The organism is Roseateles sp. UC29_93 (assembly GCF_042695725.1).
Lineage (GTDB): Bacteria > Pseudomonadota > Gammaproteobacteria > Burkholderiales > Burkholderiaceae_C > Roseateles > Roseateles noduli_A.
Map to the genome: position 1 here is coordinate 6,223,297 of NZ_CP170545.1, position 19,786 is coordinate 6,243,082.

Annotated in this window: 16 protein-coding genes and 3 pseudogenes; 10 read left to right on the forward strand and 9 right to left on the reverse strand. The window is 69.9% G+C overall.

The features are described 5' to 3' along the window. Positions 1-2 precede the first annotated feature (2 nt). From ACFJIX_RS28790 to hemC, 3 genes are read right to left on the reverse strand one after another with little or no spacing between them, the layout of a single operon-like run. Positions 3-1,181 (reverse strand): uroporphyrinogen-III C-methyltransferase, encoded by a 1,179-nt coding sequence (locus ACFJIX_RS28790; RefSeq protein WP_377156232.1) that lies wholly within the window; start codon positions 1,179-1,181, stop codon positions 3-5. Beyond that, on the reverse strand, positions 1,178-2,032 hold the full coding sequence (locus ACFJIX_RS28795) for a uroporphyrinogen-III synthase (protein WP_377156233.1): 855 nt from the start codon (positions 2,030-2,032) through the stop codon (positions 1,178-1,180). Before ACFJIX_RS28795 ends, ACFJIX_RS28790 begins: the two co-directional genes overlap by 4 nt. Next, positions 2,032-2,961, reverse strand: a complete 930-nt coding sequence (gene hemC / locus ACFJIX_RS28800; protein WP_377156235.1) for a hydroxymethylbilane synthase — start codon at positions 2,959-2,961, stop codon at positions 2,032-2,034. The genes ACFJIX_RS28795 and hemC overlap by 1 nt, the downstream gene beginning before the upstream one ends. 454 nt (positions 2,962-3,415) lie before the next feature. Between hemC and ppc the strand changes: the two are divergent. Beyond that, positions 3,416-6,161: pseudogene (gene ppc / locus ACFJIX_RS28805) on the forward strand (phosphoenolpyruvate carboxylase). 19 nt (positions 6,162-6,180) lie between these two features. On the opposite strand, the gene ACFJIX_RS28810 reads toward ppc, so the two are convergent. The 4 genes and pseudogenes from ACFJIX_RS28810 to ACFJIX_RS28825 all read right to left on the reverse strand — a co-directional run bounded on the left by ACFJIX_RS28810 (position 6,181) and on the right by ACFJIX_RS28825 (position 8,155). Beyond that, on the reverse strand, positions 6,181-7,008 hold the full coding sequence (locus ACFJIX_RS28810) for a LytR/AlgR family response regulator transcription factor (RefSeq protein ID WP_377156237.1): 828 nt from the start codon (positions 7,006-7,008) through the stop codon (positions 6,181-6,183). 58 nt (positions 7,009-7,066) lie between these two features. Continuing rightward, positions 7,067-7,387, reverse strand: coding sequence for a sensor histidine kinase (locus tag ACFJIX_RS28815; RefSeq protein WP_377162130.1), 321 nt, complete (start codon positions 7,385-7,387; stop codon positions 7,067-7,069). A gap of 64 nt (positions 7,388-7,451) precedes the next feature. Next, positions 7,452-7,694: pseudogene (locus ACFJIX_RS28820) on the reverse strand (sensor histidine kinase); the annotation flags it as partial. Then, entirely contained in the window at positions 7,580-8,155 is a 576-nt protein-coding gene (locus ACFJIX_RS28825) for a hypothetical protein (protein WP_377156239.1), read from the reverse strand. The pseudogene ACFJIX_RS28820 and the gene ACFJIX_RS28825, both read right to left, overlap by 115 nt. Before the next feature lie 267 nt (positions 8,156-8,422). Here ACFJIX_RS28825 and argH point away from each other — a divergent pair, with 267 nt between their 5' ends. The 4 genes from argH (at position 8,423) to ACFJIX_RS28845 (ending at position 12,148) form a co-directional block, all read left to right on the forward strand. Beyond that, positions 8,423-9,877 carry an argininosuccinate lyase gene (argH, locus tag ACFJIX_RS28830; protein ID WP_377156241.1) on the forward strand — a complete coding sequence of 485 codons (1,455 nt, stop codon included), beginning with the start codon at positions 8,423-8,425 and terminating at the stop codon, positions 9,875-9,877. Positions 9,878-9,879: 2 nt separating this feature from the next. Beyond that, positions 9,880-10,383 carry a hemerythrin domain-containing protein gene (locus ACFJIX_RS28835; RefSeq protein WP_377156243.1) on the forward strand — a complete coding sequence of 168 codons (504 nt, stop codon included), beginning with the start codon at positions 9,880-9,882 and terminating at the stop codon, positions 10,381-10,383. 111 nt (positions 10,384-10,494) lie between these two features. Beyond that, positions 10,495-11,742 carry a DNA polymerase IV gene (gene dinB, locus ACFJIX_RS28840; RefSeq protein ID WP_377156245.1) on the forward strand — a complete coding sequence of 416 codons (1,248 nt, stop codon included), beginning with the start codon at positions 10,495-10,497 and terminating at the stop codon, positions 11,740-11,742. 139 nt (positions 11,743-11,881) lie between these two features. Next, on the forward strand, positions 11,882-12,148 hold the full coding sequence (locus ACFJIX_RS28845) for a hypothetical protein (protein ID WP_377156247.1): 267 nt from the start codon (positions 11,882-11,884) through the stop codon (positions 12,146-12,148). Positions 12,149-12,457: 309 nt separating this feature from the next. Here the strand turns inward: ACFJIX_RS28845 and ACFJIX_RS28850 are convergent, their stop codons facing one another. Next, positions 12,458-12,958, reverse strand: a complete 501-nt coding sequence (locus ACFJIX_RS28850) for a YbaN family protein (RefSeq protein ID WP_377156249.1) — start codon at positions 12,956-12,958, stop codon at positions 12,458-12,460. A gap of 101 nt (positions 12,959-13,059) precedes the next feature. Here ACFJIX_RS28850 and ACFJIX_RS28855 point away from each other — a divergent pair, with 101 nt between their 5' ends. After that, positions 13,060-14,019 carry a LysR family transcriptional regulator gene (locus tag ACFJIX_RS28855; protein WP_377156251.1) on the forward strand — a complete coding sequence of 320 codons (960 nt, stop codon included), beginning with the start codon at positions 13,060-13,062 and terminating at the stop codon, positions 14,017-14,019. 104 nt (positions 14,020-14,123) lie between these two features. After that, positions 14,124-15,276, forward strand: a pseudogene (locus ACFJIX_RS28860) (L-lactate dehydrogenase). A gap of 82 nt (positions 15,277-15,358) precedes the next feature. On the opposite strand, the gene ACFJIX_RS28865 reads toward ACFJIX_RS28860, so the two are convergent. Beyond that, entirely contained in the window at positions 15,359-17,518 is a 2,160-nt protein-coding gene (locus ACFJIX_RS28865; protein ID WP_377156252.1) for a S46 family peptidase, read from the reverse strand. A 240-nt stretch (positions 17,519-17,758) separates the two neighbouring features. Here ACFJIX_RS28865 and ACFJIX_RS28870 point away from each other — a divergent pair, with 240 nt between their 5' ends. The 3 genes from ACFJIX_RS28870 to ACFJIX_RS28880 all read left to right on the forward strand — a co-directional run bounded on the left by ACFJIX_RS28870 (position 17,759) and on the right by ACFJIX_RS28880 (position 19,765). Next, complete coding sequence (locus tag ACFJIX_RS28870) at positions 17,759-18,022, forward strand: hypothetical protein (protein ID WP_377156253.1); 264 nt, start codon at positions 17,759-17,761, stop codon at positions 18,020-18,022. Between the two features lie 191 nt (positions 18,023-18,213). Further along, entirely contained in the window at positions 18,214-18,918 is a 705-nt protein-coding gene (locus ACFJIX_RS28875) for a DNA adenine methylase (protein WP_377156255.1), read from the forward strand. A gap of 247 nt (positions 18,919-19,165) precedes the next feature. Next, entirely contained in the window at positions 19,166-19,765 is a 600-nt protein-coding gene (locus ACFJIX_RS28880; protein ID WP_377156256.1) for a hypothetical protein, read from the forward strand. Positions 19,766-19,786: the final 21 nt, after the last annotated feature.

Below are 19,786 nucleotides of genomic sequence, written 5' to 3' on the forward strand. Positions count from 1 at the left end.
CCTCAACGCGCGACCGCGCTCAGCGCGGCCAGCGTGTCGTCGGGGCGCGGCACGCTCACCTGACGGGACTGGCCCTGCACCTGGCGCAGCAACTCCGTCGTCTGGGTCAGCTTGCGGGAACGCGCGTCGAAATAGCGGTCCAGCATCGCCTGCGCCTCGCGCAGGTCGACCTGCGCGGTGTCGAACTGCCGGCTGAGCAAGGCCAGTCGCGCGTTCAGCAGCCGCAGCTTGAGGTTCTCACGCAGGAAGAAGGACTGCTCGGGCGCGATCAGCGCCGCCTCGGGGTGCTCGATGCGCGTCACGCGCAGCAGACCGCGGGCCTCGCGCCAGACATCGCCGGACAGCGTCGTCCAGCGCTCGCCGGCCTGGTCCCAGAGGCGGGTCCACCAGCCAGGTTCACCGTCCCCGTCGGCCTGCGAAGCGACCGACGATGTCCCGGAGGCTGGCTTGCGCGGCGCGGCGGTCTTCACGGCGACGGGCGACGGGGTCGGGTGTTGCGCGGCCGGAGCACCCGACACGGCGGTCGCGCCGGAGGGATCCTGTCCCGGCTGGGCGACCGCCAGCAGCGGGAGGTCGTCGACCTGGCGCACGACCTCGTCCAGCTTGATCGTCAGCGTCGACACGTCGACGACGCTGACCGCCTTGATGCGTTCCATGTCGCGCGTCACGGCGCGGCGGACGCCTTCCAGGCGCGGTTGCTTGTAGCGGCCCAGCCGCTCGTCGGCCTGTCGCAGCGCGGCCACCAGCGGTTCGGCGCTGCCGGTGATGGTGCTCTGCTGCATCGCGACCCGCAGCGAGGCCTCAATGTCACCGACGACGTTCTCGTCGCGTGAGCGGTTCATCGACTGCATCAGCGTCTCGAGCTGCTCGCGCTGCACGGCGACCTCGGACAGGCGCGCGTCCAGCAGCGCGACCTTGGCCGCGGTGTCGCGGCTGAGGTCCTGCGCCTGACGCGCCTGGTCGCGGGCGATGTTGGCTTCGCTCTGGCTGCTGTCCTGGCGCCGGACCAGCTCCTGCTCGACCTGCTTGAGTCGCTGCTGGCTCTGCCAGGCCAGACCGAGGGCCAGCAGGGCCACCAGACCGACGCCGGCCACGACGGCCTGGGTCAAGGTGGCGCCGGATTGCCGGGCGGGCTTGTGGGTCGACGAAACGTCGGCTGCGGGGGTGGTGGTCTCGCTCACGTCGGCGATTCTAGGGTGGACCCTGACAGCATCCGGAACCCGGCCGCGACGGCCTCCGCTTCCGGTCGCACCAAAACCACATGCCCCACCCCGAGGGCTTGTGCGCGGGCCGCGATGCGTTCGTGGGTCGCCAGCGCCCGGACGTGTCCCCAACCGGGGAGAGACGGGTCGCCACGCCCCCCCTCGACGGTCTCCACCCGCGTCCCCTTTTCGAGGGCCTCCAGGTGGCCGATCGCCTCCGAACTGCTGAAGAGCCAGACATGGCGCTCCGGCGCGGCCATCGCCGCGCGCAGCAGCGCGGCGGTTTCCTCCGACAGTCGGGGGCAGGTCCGGCGGTAGACGCTGACCGCCTCCACCTCCGCGCCGGCGTCGCGCAGCCGGTCACCCAGCCATTCCCGCCCGCCATCGCCGCGCACCAGCAGCGCACGGCGGCCGGACCAGTCCGAGCCCGCGACGCGGACCAGTTCCGGCCAGAGGTGTTCCGAGTCGAGGCTGTCGGATGCCGCCGGCGGTTGGACAAGGCGCGCCTGCGGCACGCCGCGCTCGACCAGTGCCCGCGCGCTGCCGGGGCCGACGGTCGCCGCCCAGGTCCGTTCTGGCCAGGCGGCCCCGGCGGGACGATGGTCGAAGAAGTGCTCCACCGCGTTGGGACTGACGAACATCGCCAGCGCCATGGCCGGCAGGATCGACCAGGCGGCCGCGATGGGCGCCGGATCATCAGCCGGTTCGATCTCGATCAGGGGCAGCGCGTCGGTCGGCACCCCCAAGGCGGCCATGCGTCTCGCCCAGTCGTCGGCCTGGGCCCGCGGACGGGTCAGGATCAAACGGACCGGGGCGACGGCGCCCGGCATCAGACGTCCTTCAGGTACGCGGCAGCCCCGAGCTCGCGCAGCGCGGAGGCGGCGGCGATGCCCAAGGCCTCGGCGGCCTCCAGGTCCGCCACCGCCGCCTGCGCGCCGGACCGCAGCAGCGCCCGCTCCGGCTCGACCGGATGTCCCAGGGCGACGGAGAGCGTCAACTGGCCATCGGCCGTCCAGACCGCGTGCGCGGCCAGCGGCATCGAGCAACTGCCGCCGAGTTCGCGCGAGACCGCGCGCTCCGCCGCGGCGGCCAGCCACGTCGGCCGGTGCGCCAGCGCCTCCAGATGCGCGCTCAACGGCGCTTGACCCGCACGGATCTCGATGCCCAGCGCGCCCTGCCCCGCGCACGGGATCATCTCGTCGATGTCGAAGTACTGGCGGATGCGGCCGTCCAGGTTCAGGCGCTTCAGGCCGGCGGCGGCGAGCACGATCGCGTCGTACTGGCCCTCGTCGAGCTTGCGCAGCCGCGTGTCGAGGTTGCCGCGCAGCGGCTCGATGCGCAGGTCCGGGCGCAGGTTCTTCAGCTGGGTCACCCGGCGCAGGCTGGACGTGCCCACGCACGCGCCTTGCGGCAGCGCCGCCAGGTTCGCGTACGTCGACGACACGAGCGCGTCGCGCGGGTCCTCGCGTTCCAGCACCGCCGCGAGCACGAAGCCCGGCGGCAGCTCCATCGGCACATCCTTCAACGAGTGCACCGCCAGCTGCGCGCGGCCGTCCTCGAGCGCGGTCTCCAGCTCCTTCACGAACAGGCCCTTGCCGCCGACCTTGGACAAGGTCCGGTCCAGGATCTGGTCACCGCGCGTCGTCATCCCGAGCAGCGTCACGTCCAGGCCGCGTGCACGCAGCAGCGCCTGCACATGTTCCGCCTGCCAGAGCGCCAACCGGCTCTCGCGCGTGGCGATCACGAATTCTTGGTTCATGGGCCGGCATGCTAGCCGAGCGGATGCGCCTGTCGTCCCTCCATGGAGGGAAGCTCGTTTGCCGCGAAGCGTCGCTTGCGCGATCCCGGAGCAAATCGCGGCGCGCGCGCCACGCCAGGCCACGCCAACGGGCGAGCCGCGCACGAAGAAACTGCTAAAGTCAACCGAAGGTAACTTCGTTACATCACCCCTCCCCCGGTCCCTGACGAACCTCTGACGCCGCCATGCCCGCCAGTACCACCCCGCCTCCTCGAAGTCCCGCGCCAAGGCCCGCGCCAAGCCGGCGGCAACACCTGCCCCCAAGACGACGCCGAAATCGACGCCCAAATCGACACTGAAGTCGGCGCCGAAGTCGACGAGCCAGGCGGTCGCCAAGCCTGCCGCCAGGCCCACCCTCAAGGGGACGACGGGCACCCGTTCGATCAGGACGATCAAGGACAAGAACCAGCCGCTGATGGACGACATCCGCCTGCTGGGCCGCATCCTGGGCGAGGTGATCCGCGAGCAGGAAGGCCGCGAGGCCTACGAACTGGTGGAGCGCGTGCGTCAGCTGTCGGTGGCCTTCCGCCTGAAGCGGGACACCCAGGCCGGCAAGCAGATGGACAAGCTGCTCAAGGGCCTGTCGGGCGAGCAGACGGTGAGCGTGATCCGCGCGTTCAGCTATTTCTCGCACCTGGCCAACATCGCCGAGGACCGCCACCACGTGCGCCGCCGCGAGGTGCACGAGCGCGAGGGCTCGCTGCAGCCGGGATCGCTGGGCTATGCGCTGGAGCGGCTGTTCGACGCCGGCGTGCGGCCGGCGGAGGTCGCGAAGACGCTGGCGCACGGCTTCGTGTCGCCGGTGCTGACGGCCCACCCGACCGAGGTGCAGCGCAAGAGCATCCTGGACGCCGAACGCGCCGTCGCCGAACTGGTCGGCGCGCGCGACCGCCTGCACACCGAGCGCGAACTGGCCGCAAACGAACTCCTGATCCGCGCCCGCGTCACGCAGCTGTGGCAGACGCGGATGCTGCGCTACTCGAAGCTGACCGTCGCCGACGAGATCGAGAACGCGCTGAGCTACTACCACGCGACCTTCCTGCGCGAGATCCCCAAGCTCTACACCGAGCTGGAGGAGGCGCTGCCCGGCGAGGACGTGCCGCCCTTCCTGCGCATGGGCCAGTGGATCGGCGGCGACCGCGACGGCAATCCCAACGTCACCGCGGACACGATGCGCCTCGCGCTGCGCCGCCAGAGCGAGCTGGCGCTGCGCCACTACCTGACCGAGATGCACGAGCTGGGCGCGGAGCTGTCGATCTCGCTGCGCCTGGCGGGCGTCACGCCGGCGATGCAGGCCCTGGCCGAGCGCAGCCCCGACCAGAACGAGCATCGGATGGACGAGCCCTACCGGCGCGCGCTGACCGGCATGTACGCGCGGCTGGCGGCGACGCTCGAGTCGCTGACCGGCACCGAGGCGCTGCGCCACGCGGTCGCGCCGCAGGACCCGTACCTGTCGCCCGAGGAACTGCTCGCGGACCTGCGGATCATCAAGGAATCGCTCGAGCACCACCATGCGCACGCGCTGATCGCGCCGCGGCTCAAGCCGCTGATCCGCGCGGTGCAGGTCTTCGGCTTCCACCTGGCGACGCTGGACCTGCGCCAGAGCAGCGACCAGCACGAGCTCACCATCGTCGAGCTGCTGAAGACGGCGCGCGTCTGCGAGGACTACTCGGCACTCGGCGAGCAGGAGCGCCGCGCGCTGCTGATCGACCTGCTGAACCAGACGCGCCCGCTGCGGGTGCTGGGCGTCGACTACAGCGAGCGCACGCTGGGCGAGCTGGCGATCTTCGAGACCGCGCGCGAGTCGCTGAAGCGCTTCGGCCGCGAGGCGCTGCGCCACTACATCATTTCGCACACCGAGGACGTCAGCGACCTGCTGGAGGTCCAGCTGCTGCTCAAGGAAGTCGGCCTGCTGCGCGGCACGCTCGACGGCGACGCGGTCAGCGACCTGATCGTGGTGCCGCTGTTCGAGACCATCGCCGACCTGCGCAACGCGCCCGGCATCATGCGCGGCTTCTACGAGCTGCCCGGCATGGCCGCGCTGGTGCGGCGCTCCGGCGGCGAGCAGGACATCATGCTGGGCTACTCCGACTCCAACAAGGACGGCGGCGTGTTCACCAGCAGCTGGGAGCTGTACCGCGCCGAGATCGCGCTGGTGAAGCTCTTCGACGAACTGCGCCAGCAGGGACCGCTGACGCTGCGGCTGTTCCATGGTCGCGGCGGCACGGTGGGCCGCGGCGGCGGTCCGAGCTACCAGGCCATCCTCGCGCAGCCGCCCGGGACGGTGAACGGGCAGATCCGGCTCACCGAGCAGGGCGAGGTCATCAACTCCAAGTACGCCAACCCGGAGATCGGCCGGCGCAACCTGGAGACGCTGGTCGCCGCGACGCTCGAGGCCACGCTGCTGCATCCCACCAAGCAGGCGCCGCAGGCCTTCATGACCGCGGCGCAGGCGCTGTCGGACGCGAGCTTCGCGGCCTACCGCGGGCTGGTCTACGACACGCCGGGCTTCGCCGACTTCTTCTTCGCCACGACACCGATCCGCGAGATCGCCGAGCTCAACATCGGCTCGCGTCCCGCCTCGCGCAAGGCGACGCGCGCGATCGAGGACCTGCGGGCGATCCCGTGGGGCTTCAGCTCGGGGACAGTCGCGCATCACGCTGCCGGGCTGGTGCGGCTTCGGCTCGGGCATCCAGGACTTCCTCGGCAAGGACAAGGCGGGCCGCGACGAGAAGCTGGCCCTGCTCAAGCGCATGCACAAGCAATGGCCGTTCTTCAAGACGCTGCTGTCCAACCTGGACATGGTGCTCGCGAAGGCGGACCTGGACATCGCGCGCCGCTACCTGGAGCTCGTCGAGGACAAGCGCCTGGCCAAGCGCATCTTCGGCGCGATCGAGACCGAGTTCGCGCGCACCGAGGAAGCCATCGCGCTGATCACCGGCGAGAGCGGCCGCCTCGCGGCCAATCCGGCGCTGGCCCGTTCGATCGAACACCGGTTCCCCTACATCGATCCGCTGAACCACCTGCAGGTCGAGCTGATGCGGCGCTACCGCGCGATCCCGGCGGAGAAACGCGCGGAGGATCCGCGGCTGGAACGCGTCCAGCGCGGGATCCACCTGTCCATCAACGGCATCGCGGCGGGCTTGCGCAACACCGGCTGAGGTCGCGCGGGCCGGTGCGTCAGCGCTGGCCTGCCAGGGCCTCCCGCACGGCGGCGACCTGCCGTCTCGAGACGGCGAGCCATTCATTCACATGGGCGATCCGCACCGCCCATCCGAGTTCGCCGCCGTTGTCGCCATCGCCGTCGGCGGGACCGTCGGTCGGCACGTGGCGCTCAAGCTCGCGCACCGCCGACCGCGCGACCAGCGCGTTGCGATGCACGCGCAGGAAGCGGTCGCCCAGGCGCTGCTCCAGATCGCTGAGCGAGCCGTCCATGACATGGCTCTGCGTCGCGGTGCGCAGCGTGAGGTACTTGAGCTCGGCCTTGAAATAGAGCACTTCCGCCAGCGGCACGCGCAGCAGCCGTCCGCGCTCGGTGATGTTGATGACGGGCGCCTCCGTGCCCGGCGACGATTCCTGGCCGTTGACGTCGCGCTCCTCGCGCGCCTTGGCCGCGGCCCGTTCGTCGATGCGCTGCACGGCTCTCGACAGGCTGGCCTGCAGCCGCTCGCGCCGCACCGGCTTGGTCAGGTAGTCCAGGGCCTCCAGCTCGAAGGCCAGCAGCGCGTGCTGCGCATGCGCGGTGACGAACACGATGGCCGGCGAGAAGGGCCGTCCGCGCAGCGCCTGCGCCAGTCCCAGCCCGTCCAGGCCCGGCATCTGCACGTCCAGCAGGATCAGGTCGCAGGCATGGTCCTTGAGCCATGCCAGCGCCTGGTCGCCGCTGCCGGCCTCGGCGACGACCTCGGCGCGCGGTTCCTCGTTGGCCTCGACGAGGCCGCGCAATCGGAGCCGCGCCAGCGGCTCGTCGTCGACGATCAAGACCCTCAGCGGCGGATGCGTCAGCATGTCCTTCCCTCCCGTCCCATTGCTTTCATAACCCCCGTGATCGTCGCGATGTGCCGCCTCAGCGCGGCATCACGATGCGCACCACGAATCGTCCCTCGCCGGGACCCGCCTCCAGGCGCGCCGCCACGTCGTGCATCAGCCTCAAGCGCTGCCGCACATTGCGCAGCGCCAGTCCGTGCCCCTTGCCGCGCGACGGCAGCCCGACCGTGTTGACGACGCGGATCTCGATCTCGCTGCCGCGCGCGCGCGTCACGATGTCGACATCGCCGCCGCCGTCGTTGGGCTCGACGCCATGGCGCACGGCGTTCTCCACCAGCGGCTGCAGCAGCAGCGGCGGCACGCGCGCTTCTGCGGCATGCGGATCCAGCTGCCAATGCACCGCGCAGCCGGTCGCCGAAGCGCAACTGCTCGATCGCCAGGTAACGTCGCGCCAGTTCGACCTCCTGGTCCAGCCGCACCCCTTCGGCGGTCGGCCCCGCGTCCGCGAGCGCCACCCGGAACAGCTCGGCCAGATCCTCCAGCACCTCCTCGGCGCGGTTCGGATCGACGCGCACCAGCGCGATCGCGGTGTTCAGCGTGTTGAACAGAAAGTGCGGCCGGATGCGCGATTGCAGTTCCACCAGCCGCGCCAGCGCGTCGGCCGGCGCCTGCGCGCGCTCGCGCAGCTTGAGCCAGCCCAGCAGCACCCCCCGCCGCCATCGCCCCCCGCCAGCACCGCCGCGGTGCGCTGCAAGGTGCCCAGCATGCCGATGTCCACGGCCTCCAACAGGAGCGCACCACCGTGTGCGCAGATCGCGCCGAGCCCGATCGGCAGCGTCCATTGCGCCCACTCGGGCAAGCGCGCCAGCACGCGCTTGGCCGCGCACACGATCAGCAGCCAGGCCAGCACGCCGCTCAGCGCCGCGACGGAGGCCCCGCCCATCGACCAGGTCCATTGCGCCACGGTCTCCGAGGTCATCGCCAGCCCCAGCGACAGCACCAGCTGCACGCCCAGCACCGCGCGCAACACCAGGCCGACATGGCAGACGTCGAAGCGCCGCTGCGCGTCGATCAGGCGCGGCGGCTCGGCCGCCCGCGCGTCCAGGCGGGTTTCCTCCCAGGCGGGCTGCATCGGCATCGGCCGGCTGTCCAGCGGTTGCGTGCTCATGGGTTGGGTGGACGGCGCCAGCGCGTCCATCGCCTCCGGCGACGGCTGGGTCGACCGCCACGGGTCCTTCCCGGGCGAGCTCCCGTTCCTTGCCTTCGTGGCCATCGGATCCTCCCGTCCCCGCACTGTCCTGTCCTCTGACTGCAGCCCCTCGGGCGCCACGGCGGCGCCCCTTTAGAATCGGCGGCTCATTCTCACCCAGGCGTCCGCCCGCTTCCCATGCGGATACGCCCGGGGCGCCGCGAAGTCGTAACGCCTTGCAAGCCGATGTCCTCCTCCCCCACTGACTCCTCGTCCACCCCGCCGGTCGCCGACAACCAGCTCGCCAACAAGACACAGGCCTGGTCCGCCCTGTTCTCCGAGCCCGTGAGCGAGCTGGTCAAGCGCTACACCGCCAGCGTCGACTTCGACAAGCGCCTGTGGGCCGCCGACATCCAGGGCTCGCTGGCCCATGCGGACATGCTGGCCGCGCAAGGGATCATCGGCGCCGAGGACCTGGCCGCGATCCAGAAGGGCATGGCGCAGATCCGCGAGGAGATTGCCTCCGGCCGCTTCGAATGGAAGCTGGACCTGGAAGACGTCCACCTGAACATCGAGGCCCGCCTGACCGAGCTGGTCGGGCTGGCCGGCAAGCGCCTGCACACCGGACGCAGCCGCAACGACCAGGTCGCCACCGACGTGCGCCTGTGGCTGCGCGGCGAGATGGACACGCTGGTCGGCCTGCTCGCCGAGCTGCAGCGCGTGCTGGTCGACCAGGCCGAGCGCCACGCCGACGTGATCCTGCCGGGCTTCACCCATCTGCAGGTCGCGCAGCCGGTGGCCTTCGGTCATCACATGCTGGCCTACGTCGAGATGTTCGCCCGCGATGTCGAGCGGCTGCTCGATGCCCGCAAGCGCGTGAACCGGCTGCCGCTGGGCGCCGCCGCGCTGGCCGGCACGAGCTACCCGCTGGACCGCGAGCGCGTCGCGCGCACGCTGGGCATGGAAGGCGTCGCGCAGAACAGCCTGGACGCCGTCAGCGACCGCGACTTCGCGATCGAGTTCAGCGCCGCGGCCGCGCTGATCATGGTGCACATCTCGCGCCTGTCGGAGGAGCTGATCCTCTGGATGAGCCAGGCCTTCGGCTTCATCGCGCTGCCGGACCGCTTCTGCACCGGGTCGAGCATCATGCCGCAGAAGAAGAACCCGGACGTGCCCGAGCTGGCGCGCGGCAAGAGCGGCCGCGTGGTGGGCCACCTGATGGGCCTGATCACGCTGATGAAGGGCCAGCCGCTGGCCTACAACAAGGACAACCAGGAAGACAAGGAGCCGCTGTTCGACACCGTCGACACGCTGAGCGACACGCTGCGGATCTTCGCGGAGATGATGGCCGGCCTGACGGTCAAGGCCGACGCGATGGAGCGCGCCGCGCTCAAGGGCTACGCGACGGCGACCGACCTGGCGGACTACCTGGTCAAGCAGGGCCTGGCCTTCCGCGACGCGCACGAGATCGTCGCGCACGCGGTGAAGACGGCGCAGGCGCAGGGCATCGACCTGTCGGCGCTGCCGCTGGAGTCGCTCCGGCAATTCGATCCGCGCATCGGCGAGGACGTCTACGAGGTGCTGTCGCTGCAGGGCTCGCTGAACGCGCGCAACATCCTCGGCGGCACGGCGCCGGCGCAGGTGCGCGCGCAGGTGGCGCACCACCGCGCGCGCCTGGCGACCACCGATGTGAAGGCTTGAGCATGAGCGCGCTGGCCTGGACCGACGAGCTCGTGCTGAATCAGCCGGAGCTCGACCACACGCACGAGGAATTCGTCGCGCTGCTGAACCGCTATGCCGACACGCTCGATCGTGGCGAGGACGCGCTGCCGGCGTTCAAGGAACTGCTGGCCCACACGGAAGAGCACTTCGCGATGGAGGAACGCTGGATGGCGGCGACCGGCTTCGAGCCGGAGAACTGCCACAGCAGCCAGCACGCGATGGTGCTGAACGTGATGCGCGAGGTCGTGCGCTACGCCGAGGACCTGGGCGACCGCGAGCCGCTGGCGATCGTGCGCACCGAGCTGTCGCAGTGGTTCCCCGGTCACGCCGAGATGATGGACGCGGCGCTGGTCTACACGATGGAACAGCGCGGCTTCGATCCGACGACCGGCGAATGCCGCGACCCGATCCGGGCCGCGGGAAGTGCCGAGGCCAAGGCCGCAGACACCGTGTCGGCCTGCGGGTCGACGAGCTGCGGACATTGACGCCTGCGTCATCGGCCATCGTCGTGTGATCGACGAGGCCCTGGGCGGGTGCCGGACAGGCGCCCGCCCTGCTGACAGCGAGTGTCAGCCGACACGCTCACAATCCCTCGCATGGCCGAGCCGACGCCAGCGTTGCCCGATCGCCTGATCGCCCATCTGGACATGGACGCGTTCTACGCGTCCGTGGAGCTGCTGCGTTATCCGGAGCTCAAGGGTCTGCCGGTGGTGGTCGGCGGCCGGCGCGCCCACACGCCGCAGGAGCGTCCCGACGGCACGCGCGAGTTCTTCAAGCTCGCCGACTACACCGGGCGCGGCGTCGTGACCACGTCGACCTACGCGGCGCGTGACCTGGGCGTGTTCTCCGCGATGGGGCTGATGAAGGCGGCGCTGCGCGCGCCGCAGGCGATCCTGCTGCCGGCGGACTTCGATTCCTACCGGCACTTCTCGCGGCTGTTCAAGGCGGCGGTGCGCGAGATCGCGCCGGTGATCGAGGACCGCGGCATCGACGAGATCTACATCGACCTCACCGACGTGCCCGGCGCGCGCGACGCGGTCGGGCACGACCCGCTGGGCGGCGTGCGGGGGATCGCGCGGGAGATCAAGAATTCGGTGCAGCGCGCGACCGGGCTGACCTGCTCGATCGGGGTGACGCCGAACAAGCTGCTGTCCAAGATCGCCTCGGAGCTCGACAAGCCCGACGGCCTGACGCTGATCATGATGGAGGACCTGCCGACGAAGATCTGGCCGCTGCCGGTCCGGCGCATCAACGGCATCGGACCGAAGGCCGGCGCGAAGCTGGAGAGCCTGGAGATCCACACGATCGGCGAGCTCGCGGCCGCGGCGCCGGAGCTGCTGCTGCAGCATTTCGGCGCGGGCTACAGCGCATGGCTGCACCAGGCGGCCTGGGGCCTCGACGAGCGGCCGGTAGTGACCTACAGCGAGCCGGTGTCCATCAGCCGCGAAACGACCTTCGAGCGCGACCTGCATGCCAAGCGCGACCGGCCGGAGCTGTCGCGGATCTTCACCGCGCTGTGCGAGCAGCTGGCATCGGACCTGCAGCGCAAGGGCTACCTGGGGCGCACGATCGGCATCAAGCTGCGCTTCGAAGGCTTCCGCACGGTGACGCGCGACCTGACCCTCGACGCGCCGGTGCAGGATGCGGCCTCGATCCGGCACGCGGCGGGGCTGTGCCTCAAGCGCGTGGACCTGAGCCAACGGCTGCGGCTGCTCGGCGTGCGGGTCGGCAAGCTCAGCCGGCCGGGCGATGTCGAACCGAAGACGCGGGGGCGAGCCGCGCCCGCACCGAAGGACGACTCGCCCGCGAGACCGAAGCCGGAGAACCTGACACTGTTCAGTTGAGGCGCAGTGCGACGCCAGAGTCACCCACCCATGCGCTCGGTCATGAGGATGTGGAAGAGGACGAACGGAAGTTGATATTTCGCAAGACTTGCGTCGACGCCTCCCCCATGCGACCGCGTGCTTGCATTTTGATACGCCCATGGACGCGCACAGTGATCGCTCCAGCAGTCATGAAGAGCGATCCATGCGCAGCCCACTTCCTTCAATTTCCAGCCATTTCCACTTCGAGGGAAAGTCCACCTACGACCGTTGGTTCGGCGTGATCCGAACCACCTTGGGAGGTGGCGGTTTCCTGAGCGTCTGCAGCGGCTTGTTCTTCCCCCAGGGCGTCTACCGAGACCTCGCGGCGATCGCGATCGCCGCAGTGATCACGCTCTGGTTGGACCGCAATGAGCGGAATCGTTGATATGAGAACGGAGCATCAGCAATGCCCGATTTCATCGACGCCTCCATCCACGACGTCCTTTGCGTGGCGATCGCCGCCTTGGCCACCGCCTGGGTCCGCCTTCTGGGAAAGGGATCCGCCGATCGCCCCATCGTGCGTGACCTCTGGGATGGACTCTCGCTCTATCCTTGTCTCTTGATGTCGACGGCCGTGTTGTCGACATCCGCCGTCAGCGCACTGATGACCACCAATCGCGTCTTCATCACCGTCGCCGGCCTTGTCGCTCTGGATGCGGCCATCAGGAGATTGGTGGGAACATCGTCTGTCGGATCAGGCAGTAGGCAAACGCCAGAGCCAGATGCCGACCGCCAGGCAGCAGACGGCGGGTAACCAGGGAACGACCGGCATGACGAGGGCCGAAATGATCGAGCTGATCGCCATCATTCCCCAGGCCATCTGCTTGGCCCGGAGGGGCACCGCACGATTGGCGCGCCACTGGACGATCATCGGCCCGAAACGGGGATGGCCGACCAGCCACGCCTCGCAGCGCGCAGACCCGCGCGCGAAGCAGAACGCGGCCAGCAGCACGAACGGGGTCGTCGGCAAGAGCGGCAGGAAGATGCCGATCACGCCCAGCACCAGGCTCACCGCACCGCCCACCATCCACGGCAGACGGCGCCACAGGGAAGCCTGTTCCAACACACGCACGGTCGCATCATCGACCGCGGCCCCGTAGGCGGCGTCGTAGGCCTCAGGGCGGAGCCCATCGCGAGCTTCGTGGCGGCCCTCGTCGGCAACCGCAGTCAGGCGTCTATCGGGAACTTCGGACATCGCGCCACTGTAGCCGTGCTGTGCGGCGCCGCGGGCGCCCGACATCCGTCGCCCTTGAGGGCCTGGGGTTCCGGACCGCTCCGGACGCTACAGTCGCGCCCATGAGCGACTCCTCGCGCCTCGCCCCTGACGAGCCCCTGGCCGACACCTTGCGCCTGCCCTCGATCGACGGCCTGCTGGCCTTCGAGGCCGTCGCGCGGCTCGGCAGCCTGGAGCGCGCCGCCGAGGGGCTGCACGTCAGCGCAAGCGCCGTCGGCAAGCGCATCGCGACGCTGGAGGAACGTCTCGGCCAGCCGCTGCTGACGCGCAACCCGCTGCGCCTGACCGCCGCGGGCAAGGAGTACCTCGCCCAGGTCCGGACCGCGCTCTCGCTGCTGGCCGCCGTGCCGCTGCACCGGCGCGAGCAGCAGCGTGTCGTCCGGCTCAGCATCTCCAGCCCCCCGACCTTCGCCCGCCAAGTGCTGGTCCCCGCCCTGCCCGGCTTCGAGGCCGAGCATCCGGACATCGAGCTCGAACTGCTGTTGTCCACCCCGTTCCTGGACCAGCCCGCGCCTCCCGCCGAGGTCGAGATCTTCGCCGGCACCGTCCCGGCGGGCGGCGATGTCCTGCTGGTCGACGTCATCACGCCGATGGCCGCGCCGTCGCTGCTCGCGCGTCTGCCCGCCATCCACGCGCCGGCCGACCTGGCCTCGGCCCCGCTGCTGCGCACGCCGCTGCAGCCCTGGCAGCCGTGGCTGCGCGCCGCCGGCCTCGACTGGCCCGAGCCCGCGCAGGGCACGCGCTTCGTCGACCTGGGCCTCACGCTGGAAGCCGCCGCCTGCGGCCAGGGCGTCGTGCTCGGCCGGCCGAGCCTGGCCGCGACCTACCTGCGCAGCGGCGCGCTCAAGCGCCTGTTCGATCTCGCCGTCCCGGCGGCGATGCCGTATGGCTTGGTGAGGCACGCGGACGGCGACGCGGCGCGTTCCTTCGCACGCTGGCTTGTCCAGCATTGCCGGTCGCTGAGCGCTGACGGGGGCACCGACGGGGGCGCCGGTGCGCACGCGGGCTCGGGCGCCGTCTGACCCGCACCGCCCCGGGAACGCCCTGAGTCCGTCGGAACGATCCTCCGACCCGGCCCGCGAAACTTTCCGGTCATGGTCCGCGCGGCTCGCCTAGCATGCGGCGCATGAACGTCATCACCTGCATCGAAGACCTGCGCGTACTCGCGCAGCGCCGTGTCCCGCGGATGTTCTACGACTACGCGGATTCCGGGGTCCTGGACCGAGAGCACCTACCGCGCCAACGAATCGGACTTCCAGTCCATCAAGCTGCGCCAGCGCGTCGCCGTGAACATGGACAACCGCAGCACGGCGACCACCATGCTCGGCCGCCCCGTCGCGATGCCCGTCGCGATCGCGCCGACCGGCATGACCGGCATGCAGCACGCCGACGGCGAGATCCTCGGCGCGCAGGCCGCCGAGGCTTTCGGCGTGCCCTTCACGCTGTCGACGATGAGCATCTGCTCGATCGAGGACGTGGCGGCCCACACGACCGCGCCCTTCTGGTTCCAGCTCTACGTGATGAAGGACAAGGGCTTCATCCACAGCCTGATCGATCGCGCCAAGGCCGCCAAGTGCGAGGCGCTGGTGCTGACGCTGGACCTGCAGATCCTCGGCCAGCGCCACAAGGACCTGAAGAACGGCCTGTCCGCGCCGCCCAAGCTGACGCTGCCCAACCTGATCAACATGGCGACCAAGCCGCGCTGGTGCCTGGGCATGCTGGGCACGCCGCGGCGGCAGTTCGGCAACATCGTCGGCCACGTGAAGGGCGTCGGCGACATGAGCTCGCTGTCCGAATGGACCGCCAAGCAATTCGACCCGCAGCTGAGCTGGAGCGACGTGCAATGGATCCGCGACCGCTGGGGCGGCAAGCTGATCATCAAGGGCATCATCGACGAGGAGGACGCGAAGCTGGCCGCGGCCACCGGCGCCGACGCGCTCATCGTCAGCAATCACGGCGGACGCCAGCTCGATGGCGCGGAGTCCAGCATCCGCGCGCTGCCGCGCATCGTCGACGCCGTGGGCGACCGCATCGAAGTGCACCTGGACGGCGGCATCCGCTCGGGCCAGGACGTGCTCAAGGCTTGGGCCCTGGGCGCGCGCGGCACCTACATCGGCCGGGCGTTCCTGTACGGCCTCGGTGCGATGGGCCGCCCCGGCGTGACCCGGGCGCTGGAGATCATCCACCGGGAACTCGAGCTCACGATGGCCTTCTGCGGCCACCGCGAACTGCGCAACGCGGGTCGCGACATCCTGCTGCCGGGCACGTTCCCGCAGTAAGCGTCCGAATGCAAACGCCCCGCGCGAGGCGGGGCGTTGATCGGAGCGACCGCGAGGATCGCTCAGCCGGAAGACCGCGCCATCACAGCGCGTTCATTTCCTTCAGCAGGCGGTCCGCCTTGTCGACGACCTTCATCTGCCACAGCATGTAGCGCGCATCCAGGCAGATGCTGCGGTTCATGTGGTCGTTGAAGTCCCAGTCGGAGATCACCGCGTCCAGCGTGCCGTCGAACAGCAGGCCGACGAGTTCGCCGTTGCCGTTCAGCACCGGTGAGCCGGAGTTGCCCCCGGTCGTGTCCAGCGTCGCCAGGAAGTTCACCGGCACCGAGTCCAGCGCCTTCACGCCGTACTTGTCGAACTGGCGCGCCTTGATCGCGGCGAGCTGCTCGGCGGGCGCATTGAACTCGCCCGTGCCGGTGTGCTTGGCCACGATGCCGCGCAGCGTCGTGAACGCGGTCCAGGTCGTGCCGTCCACGCCCGGCGTGCGGCCCTTCACCTGACCGAAGGCCACGCGCAGCGTGCTGTTGGCGTCCGGATAGACCGGCTGGCCGCGGCTGGCCTTGAAGTCGATCTCGGCCTGCATCGTCGCGGCATAGGCCTGCTGCAGCTTGCCGGCCAGTTCCTTGTCGCGGTTCTCGCGCGCTTCCTCGTCGGCGTGCAGCGCCACGGCGGCCTTGACCAGCGTGTCGGCGCTCGCCTCGAAGGCGGCGGCATCCCGCGACAGCCAGGCGGTGCGCTCGGCCTTGTCGGTCAGCTTCGTGCCCGCGTACAGCGCATCGACGCGCGCCGTCACGGCCGCCGCATCCATGCCGGCACGCACGCCCAGCGCGTTCAGGAACGCAGCGTTCAGTTGATCCGCCGGCAGGGCCAGGTATTGCGTCAGGAAGTGGCTGACCACCTTCTTCTCGGTGATCTCGTCGAAGCGGCGGTCCACCGTTTCCACGGCCTGCTTGCGACGCAGTTGGTCGCGGTCCTGGTAACCGGCCTTGCGCTCCGCATCGGGCTTCTTGCGCTGCAACGACTGCTCGTACAGGTCGCTCGCGCTCTTGACCAGCGAGGGCGTCGCGTAGCTCAGCAGGAACTCCCGGCGCACGATGGCCTGACGCTCGGCGATCAGGCGCTCCACCTCGACCAGCGACGGACCGTAGGCGGCGCGGCGCTTGGCGTCGGCGTTCACCCAGGTCTTCATCGCGTCGAAGGCCGCCTGCTTGCGCGCGAGGATGTCGCTGCCCGCGTAGCTGGCCATCTGGCCCTGGTAGTTCTTGTAGTAGTTGTTGACGCCGGCGACCGTGTTGGCCAGCTTGATCTCGGCATCGCGGCGGCCCGTGGTCGCCTCCTTGATCAGGTCGAGCTGCTCGCCCATCGCCTTGACGCGATGCGGGAAGTCCCACGAGAACGCGAAGTCGACTTCACTGGGCAGGCGATGACGGTTCGTGCGGCCCGGATAACCGGCCACGGCCACGAAGTCGTTCTCGTTCAGCGGCGTGCTCGCCAGCTTCAGGAACTGCTGCGGCTGGAAGGGCTTGTTGTCCTTGCTGAAGTCCGCCGGCTTGCCGTCCGGACCGACGTAGGCGCGGTAGAAGCTGTAGTCGCCGGTGTGGCGCGGCCACATCCAGTTGTCGGTGTCGCCGCCGAAGACGCCCACGCCTTCGGCCGGCGCGTGGACCAGGCGCACGTCGCGGATCTCGAGCTGCTTGGTCAGCTGGTACATCAGGCCGCCGTAGAACGCGCCCACCGAGCAGCGATGACCGGCGTCCTTCTCGCACGCGGCGACCAGCGACTTCTCGTTGGCCTCGATCGCATCGACGCGGGCCTTGCCCTGCAGCGCGGCGGTCTTCTTGTCGATCACCTTGTCGGTGACGTCGCTCAGCGCGACGGTGACCAGGATGCGGCTGCCGGGCGCGGCCGGCAGTTCATCGGCCAGCGACGCGGCCAGGAAGCCGTTCTTCAGCAGGTCCTTCTGCGGCGTCGAGTTGTACTGGATGCTGCCGAACGCGCAGTGGTGGTTCGTCACCACCAGGCCTTGCGGGGACACGAACGAGGCCGTGCAGCCGCCCAGGCTCACCACCGCGCCCATCGGATACCCCAGCGGCTGCGACAGCCGCGCCGGATCGAATTTCAGGCCCAGGGCCTTCATGTCCTTGGCCACCAGGGGCAGCTGCTGCGGCATCCACATGCCTTCATGCGCCTGGGCGCCGGCCGCGGCGTACAACGCCAGCGCGGCCCACATCAGTCGTTTCATTCGCGGGACTCCTGTCCACCTTCTGAGAAGGGGCGAACCATACACGAGCCCGCCGACCCGTCCCCCGTGCCAATCGGCACCCGGCCCCCATGCCGCATGGCGGGATAACCCGGAGTTCCACTCGGGCTCCACGAGCGTGGGATGGGGAAACCCTGACTCCAAACTTACACTTCCACCCGTCCGGTTTCCCACTCATCGAGGCCGTCCAGGCCCCCCTCTCCCGTCGTCCAGGAGCCCGTCATGACTCTCACGCAGCTCAGCCAGGTGAAGCGCTGGATGGTGATGCACAGCGCCCGCCACCCGGTGGAGCTGGCGGTCTGGAACGTCGTGCTGACGATCTGGATGCTGGGTTTCATGGGCGTTCCGGGCGCGTTATTGATCCAGGCGTGGATCGCACTGCCGTTGTGCCTGATGGCCTGGCTGCTGCCGATGGCCTACACCGGCGGCCGACGCCGGCTGCACCGATCGGGCCGCCTGCGCTGCGACTGGCTGACGGCGCTCTGACCGCCGCCGCACGTCACGCACGTCACGCACGACCCGCAGACCTCGGTGATTCGAAGCCGGCGGAGCCGGTGCCCCTCGGAGCGAATTCCGAGCGGCGAGGAGGAGATTGAGCGGAGAGGGGCACCGGCTCCGCCGGCTTTCGCTCGCCCGATCGACCGCCTCCCGCCTTGACATCATCGTCACTTCTGACGATGATCCGGCGCATGAAGTATCCAGGCGGCAAGGGAAAGACGTACCAGCACGTCATCAACCTGATGCCTCCGCACCGGGTGTACATCGAGACGCATGTCGGCGGTGGCGCGGTCCTGCGCCACAAGCTGCCGGCGGCGCGATCGATCGCCATCGACGCTGACGAGCGGGTCATCGCGCACTGGCAAGGCCTGGCCCTGCCCGGTGTCGAGCTGGTGCATGGCCGCGCGGAGGATTTCCTCGCGCGGCATGTGTTCGAGGGGGATGAGCTGGTCTACGTGGACCCGCCCTACCACCCCGAGACGCGTCGGCAGACGCGCATCTACCGGCACGAATACGACGCCGCAGACCACGAGGCGCTTCTGGCGCAGCTCGCGGCGCTGCCGTGCCGGGTGATCGTGTCGGGCTACGCGCATCCGTCGTACGACGCCCTCCTGCGGGGGTGGCGGACGGTGGCGTTCCGCGCGAAGACCCACACCGACGTGCGGACGGAGACGCTGTGGTTCAACTTCGAACCGCCTGAGATGCTTCACGACAGCCGGCACCGCGGAGCCACCTTCCGCGAGCGCCAGACCCACAAGCGGCGTCTCGAACGCCTTCAAGAGCGTGTCCATGCCATGGATCCGGTCGAGCGCGCCGCGTTCGCCCAATGGCTGAACACCACCTATCCAGCCGCCCAGAGAGGCGGCGTTCCCCTTCTCCCATGACCCAGATCGTTGCCCTCGTCTCCCGCCACGGCTCCCTCCAAAGAGAACTTCCCGATCCCCACCACCTCCTGCTGACCGGCGTGCGCTGGGGCGCCGTCGAGGAATTCCCACCCCCGCTTACTGGACGCAGCAGGCGCTGCGCCGTCGCCTGGAACGCCAGGATGCGACGGCGCCCGCGGCGTCCGGCCGCTCGCTGGCCGAGGAGGTCGGCGCGTCGCTGCTGGGCGGTCCGGGCATCCCGGCCGCCGTGGGCCTCGCCGCGTTCGCGCGCATCCGCGAGCGCGGGGCCTTCGTGCAGCCCGGCGTCTGCGAACTCACGCTCACCGCGTGGCTCAGCGAGCCGCTGCACGTCGAGGGCAAGGCGCTGGGTTTCCGCTTCGCGGCGCAGAAGGCCAGGCACCTCGCGGCGGTGATGCCCGCACTGCTCTCGGCGCCGGACTTCGAGGCCGGCCAGGACGTGCGCAACTGGCTGATGGAACTGCCGGGCGTCGGACCGAAGACGGCATCGGCGATCGTGCGCGGCTGGTCCGCGTCGGAGGACGTCGCGCTGCTGGACGTGCATCTGCTGCGCGTCGGCCAGGTGATGGGCCTCTTCTCGCGCAAGCTGACGGTGGAGCGGCACTACCTCGAGGCCGAGGCGCGCCTGCTCAAGCTGTGCGCGGCGATGGACGTGCGTCCGTCGGAACTGGAGGCGGTCGTCGCGGCGGAGATGAGCCGCTCGCCCGAGACGGCGCGTTTCCTGGTGGATCACCTGAAGGCGACCGAGCCGGGCGCGAAGGCCGCGACTTCGACGAAGGCCCGCGCCATGCGCGAGCCGGAGCAGATCGCGCTGGTGTTCACGGCGTAACCACAGCGCGCCTGCAATCAT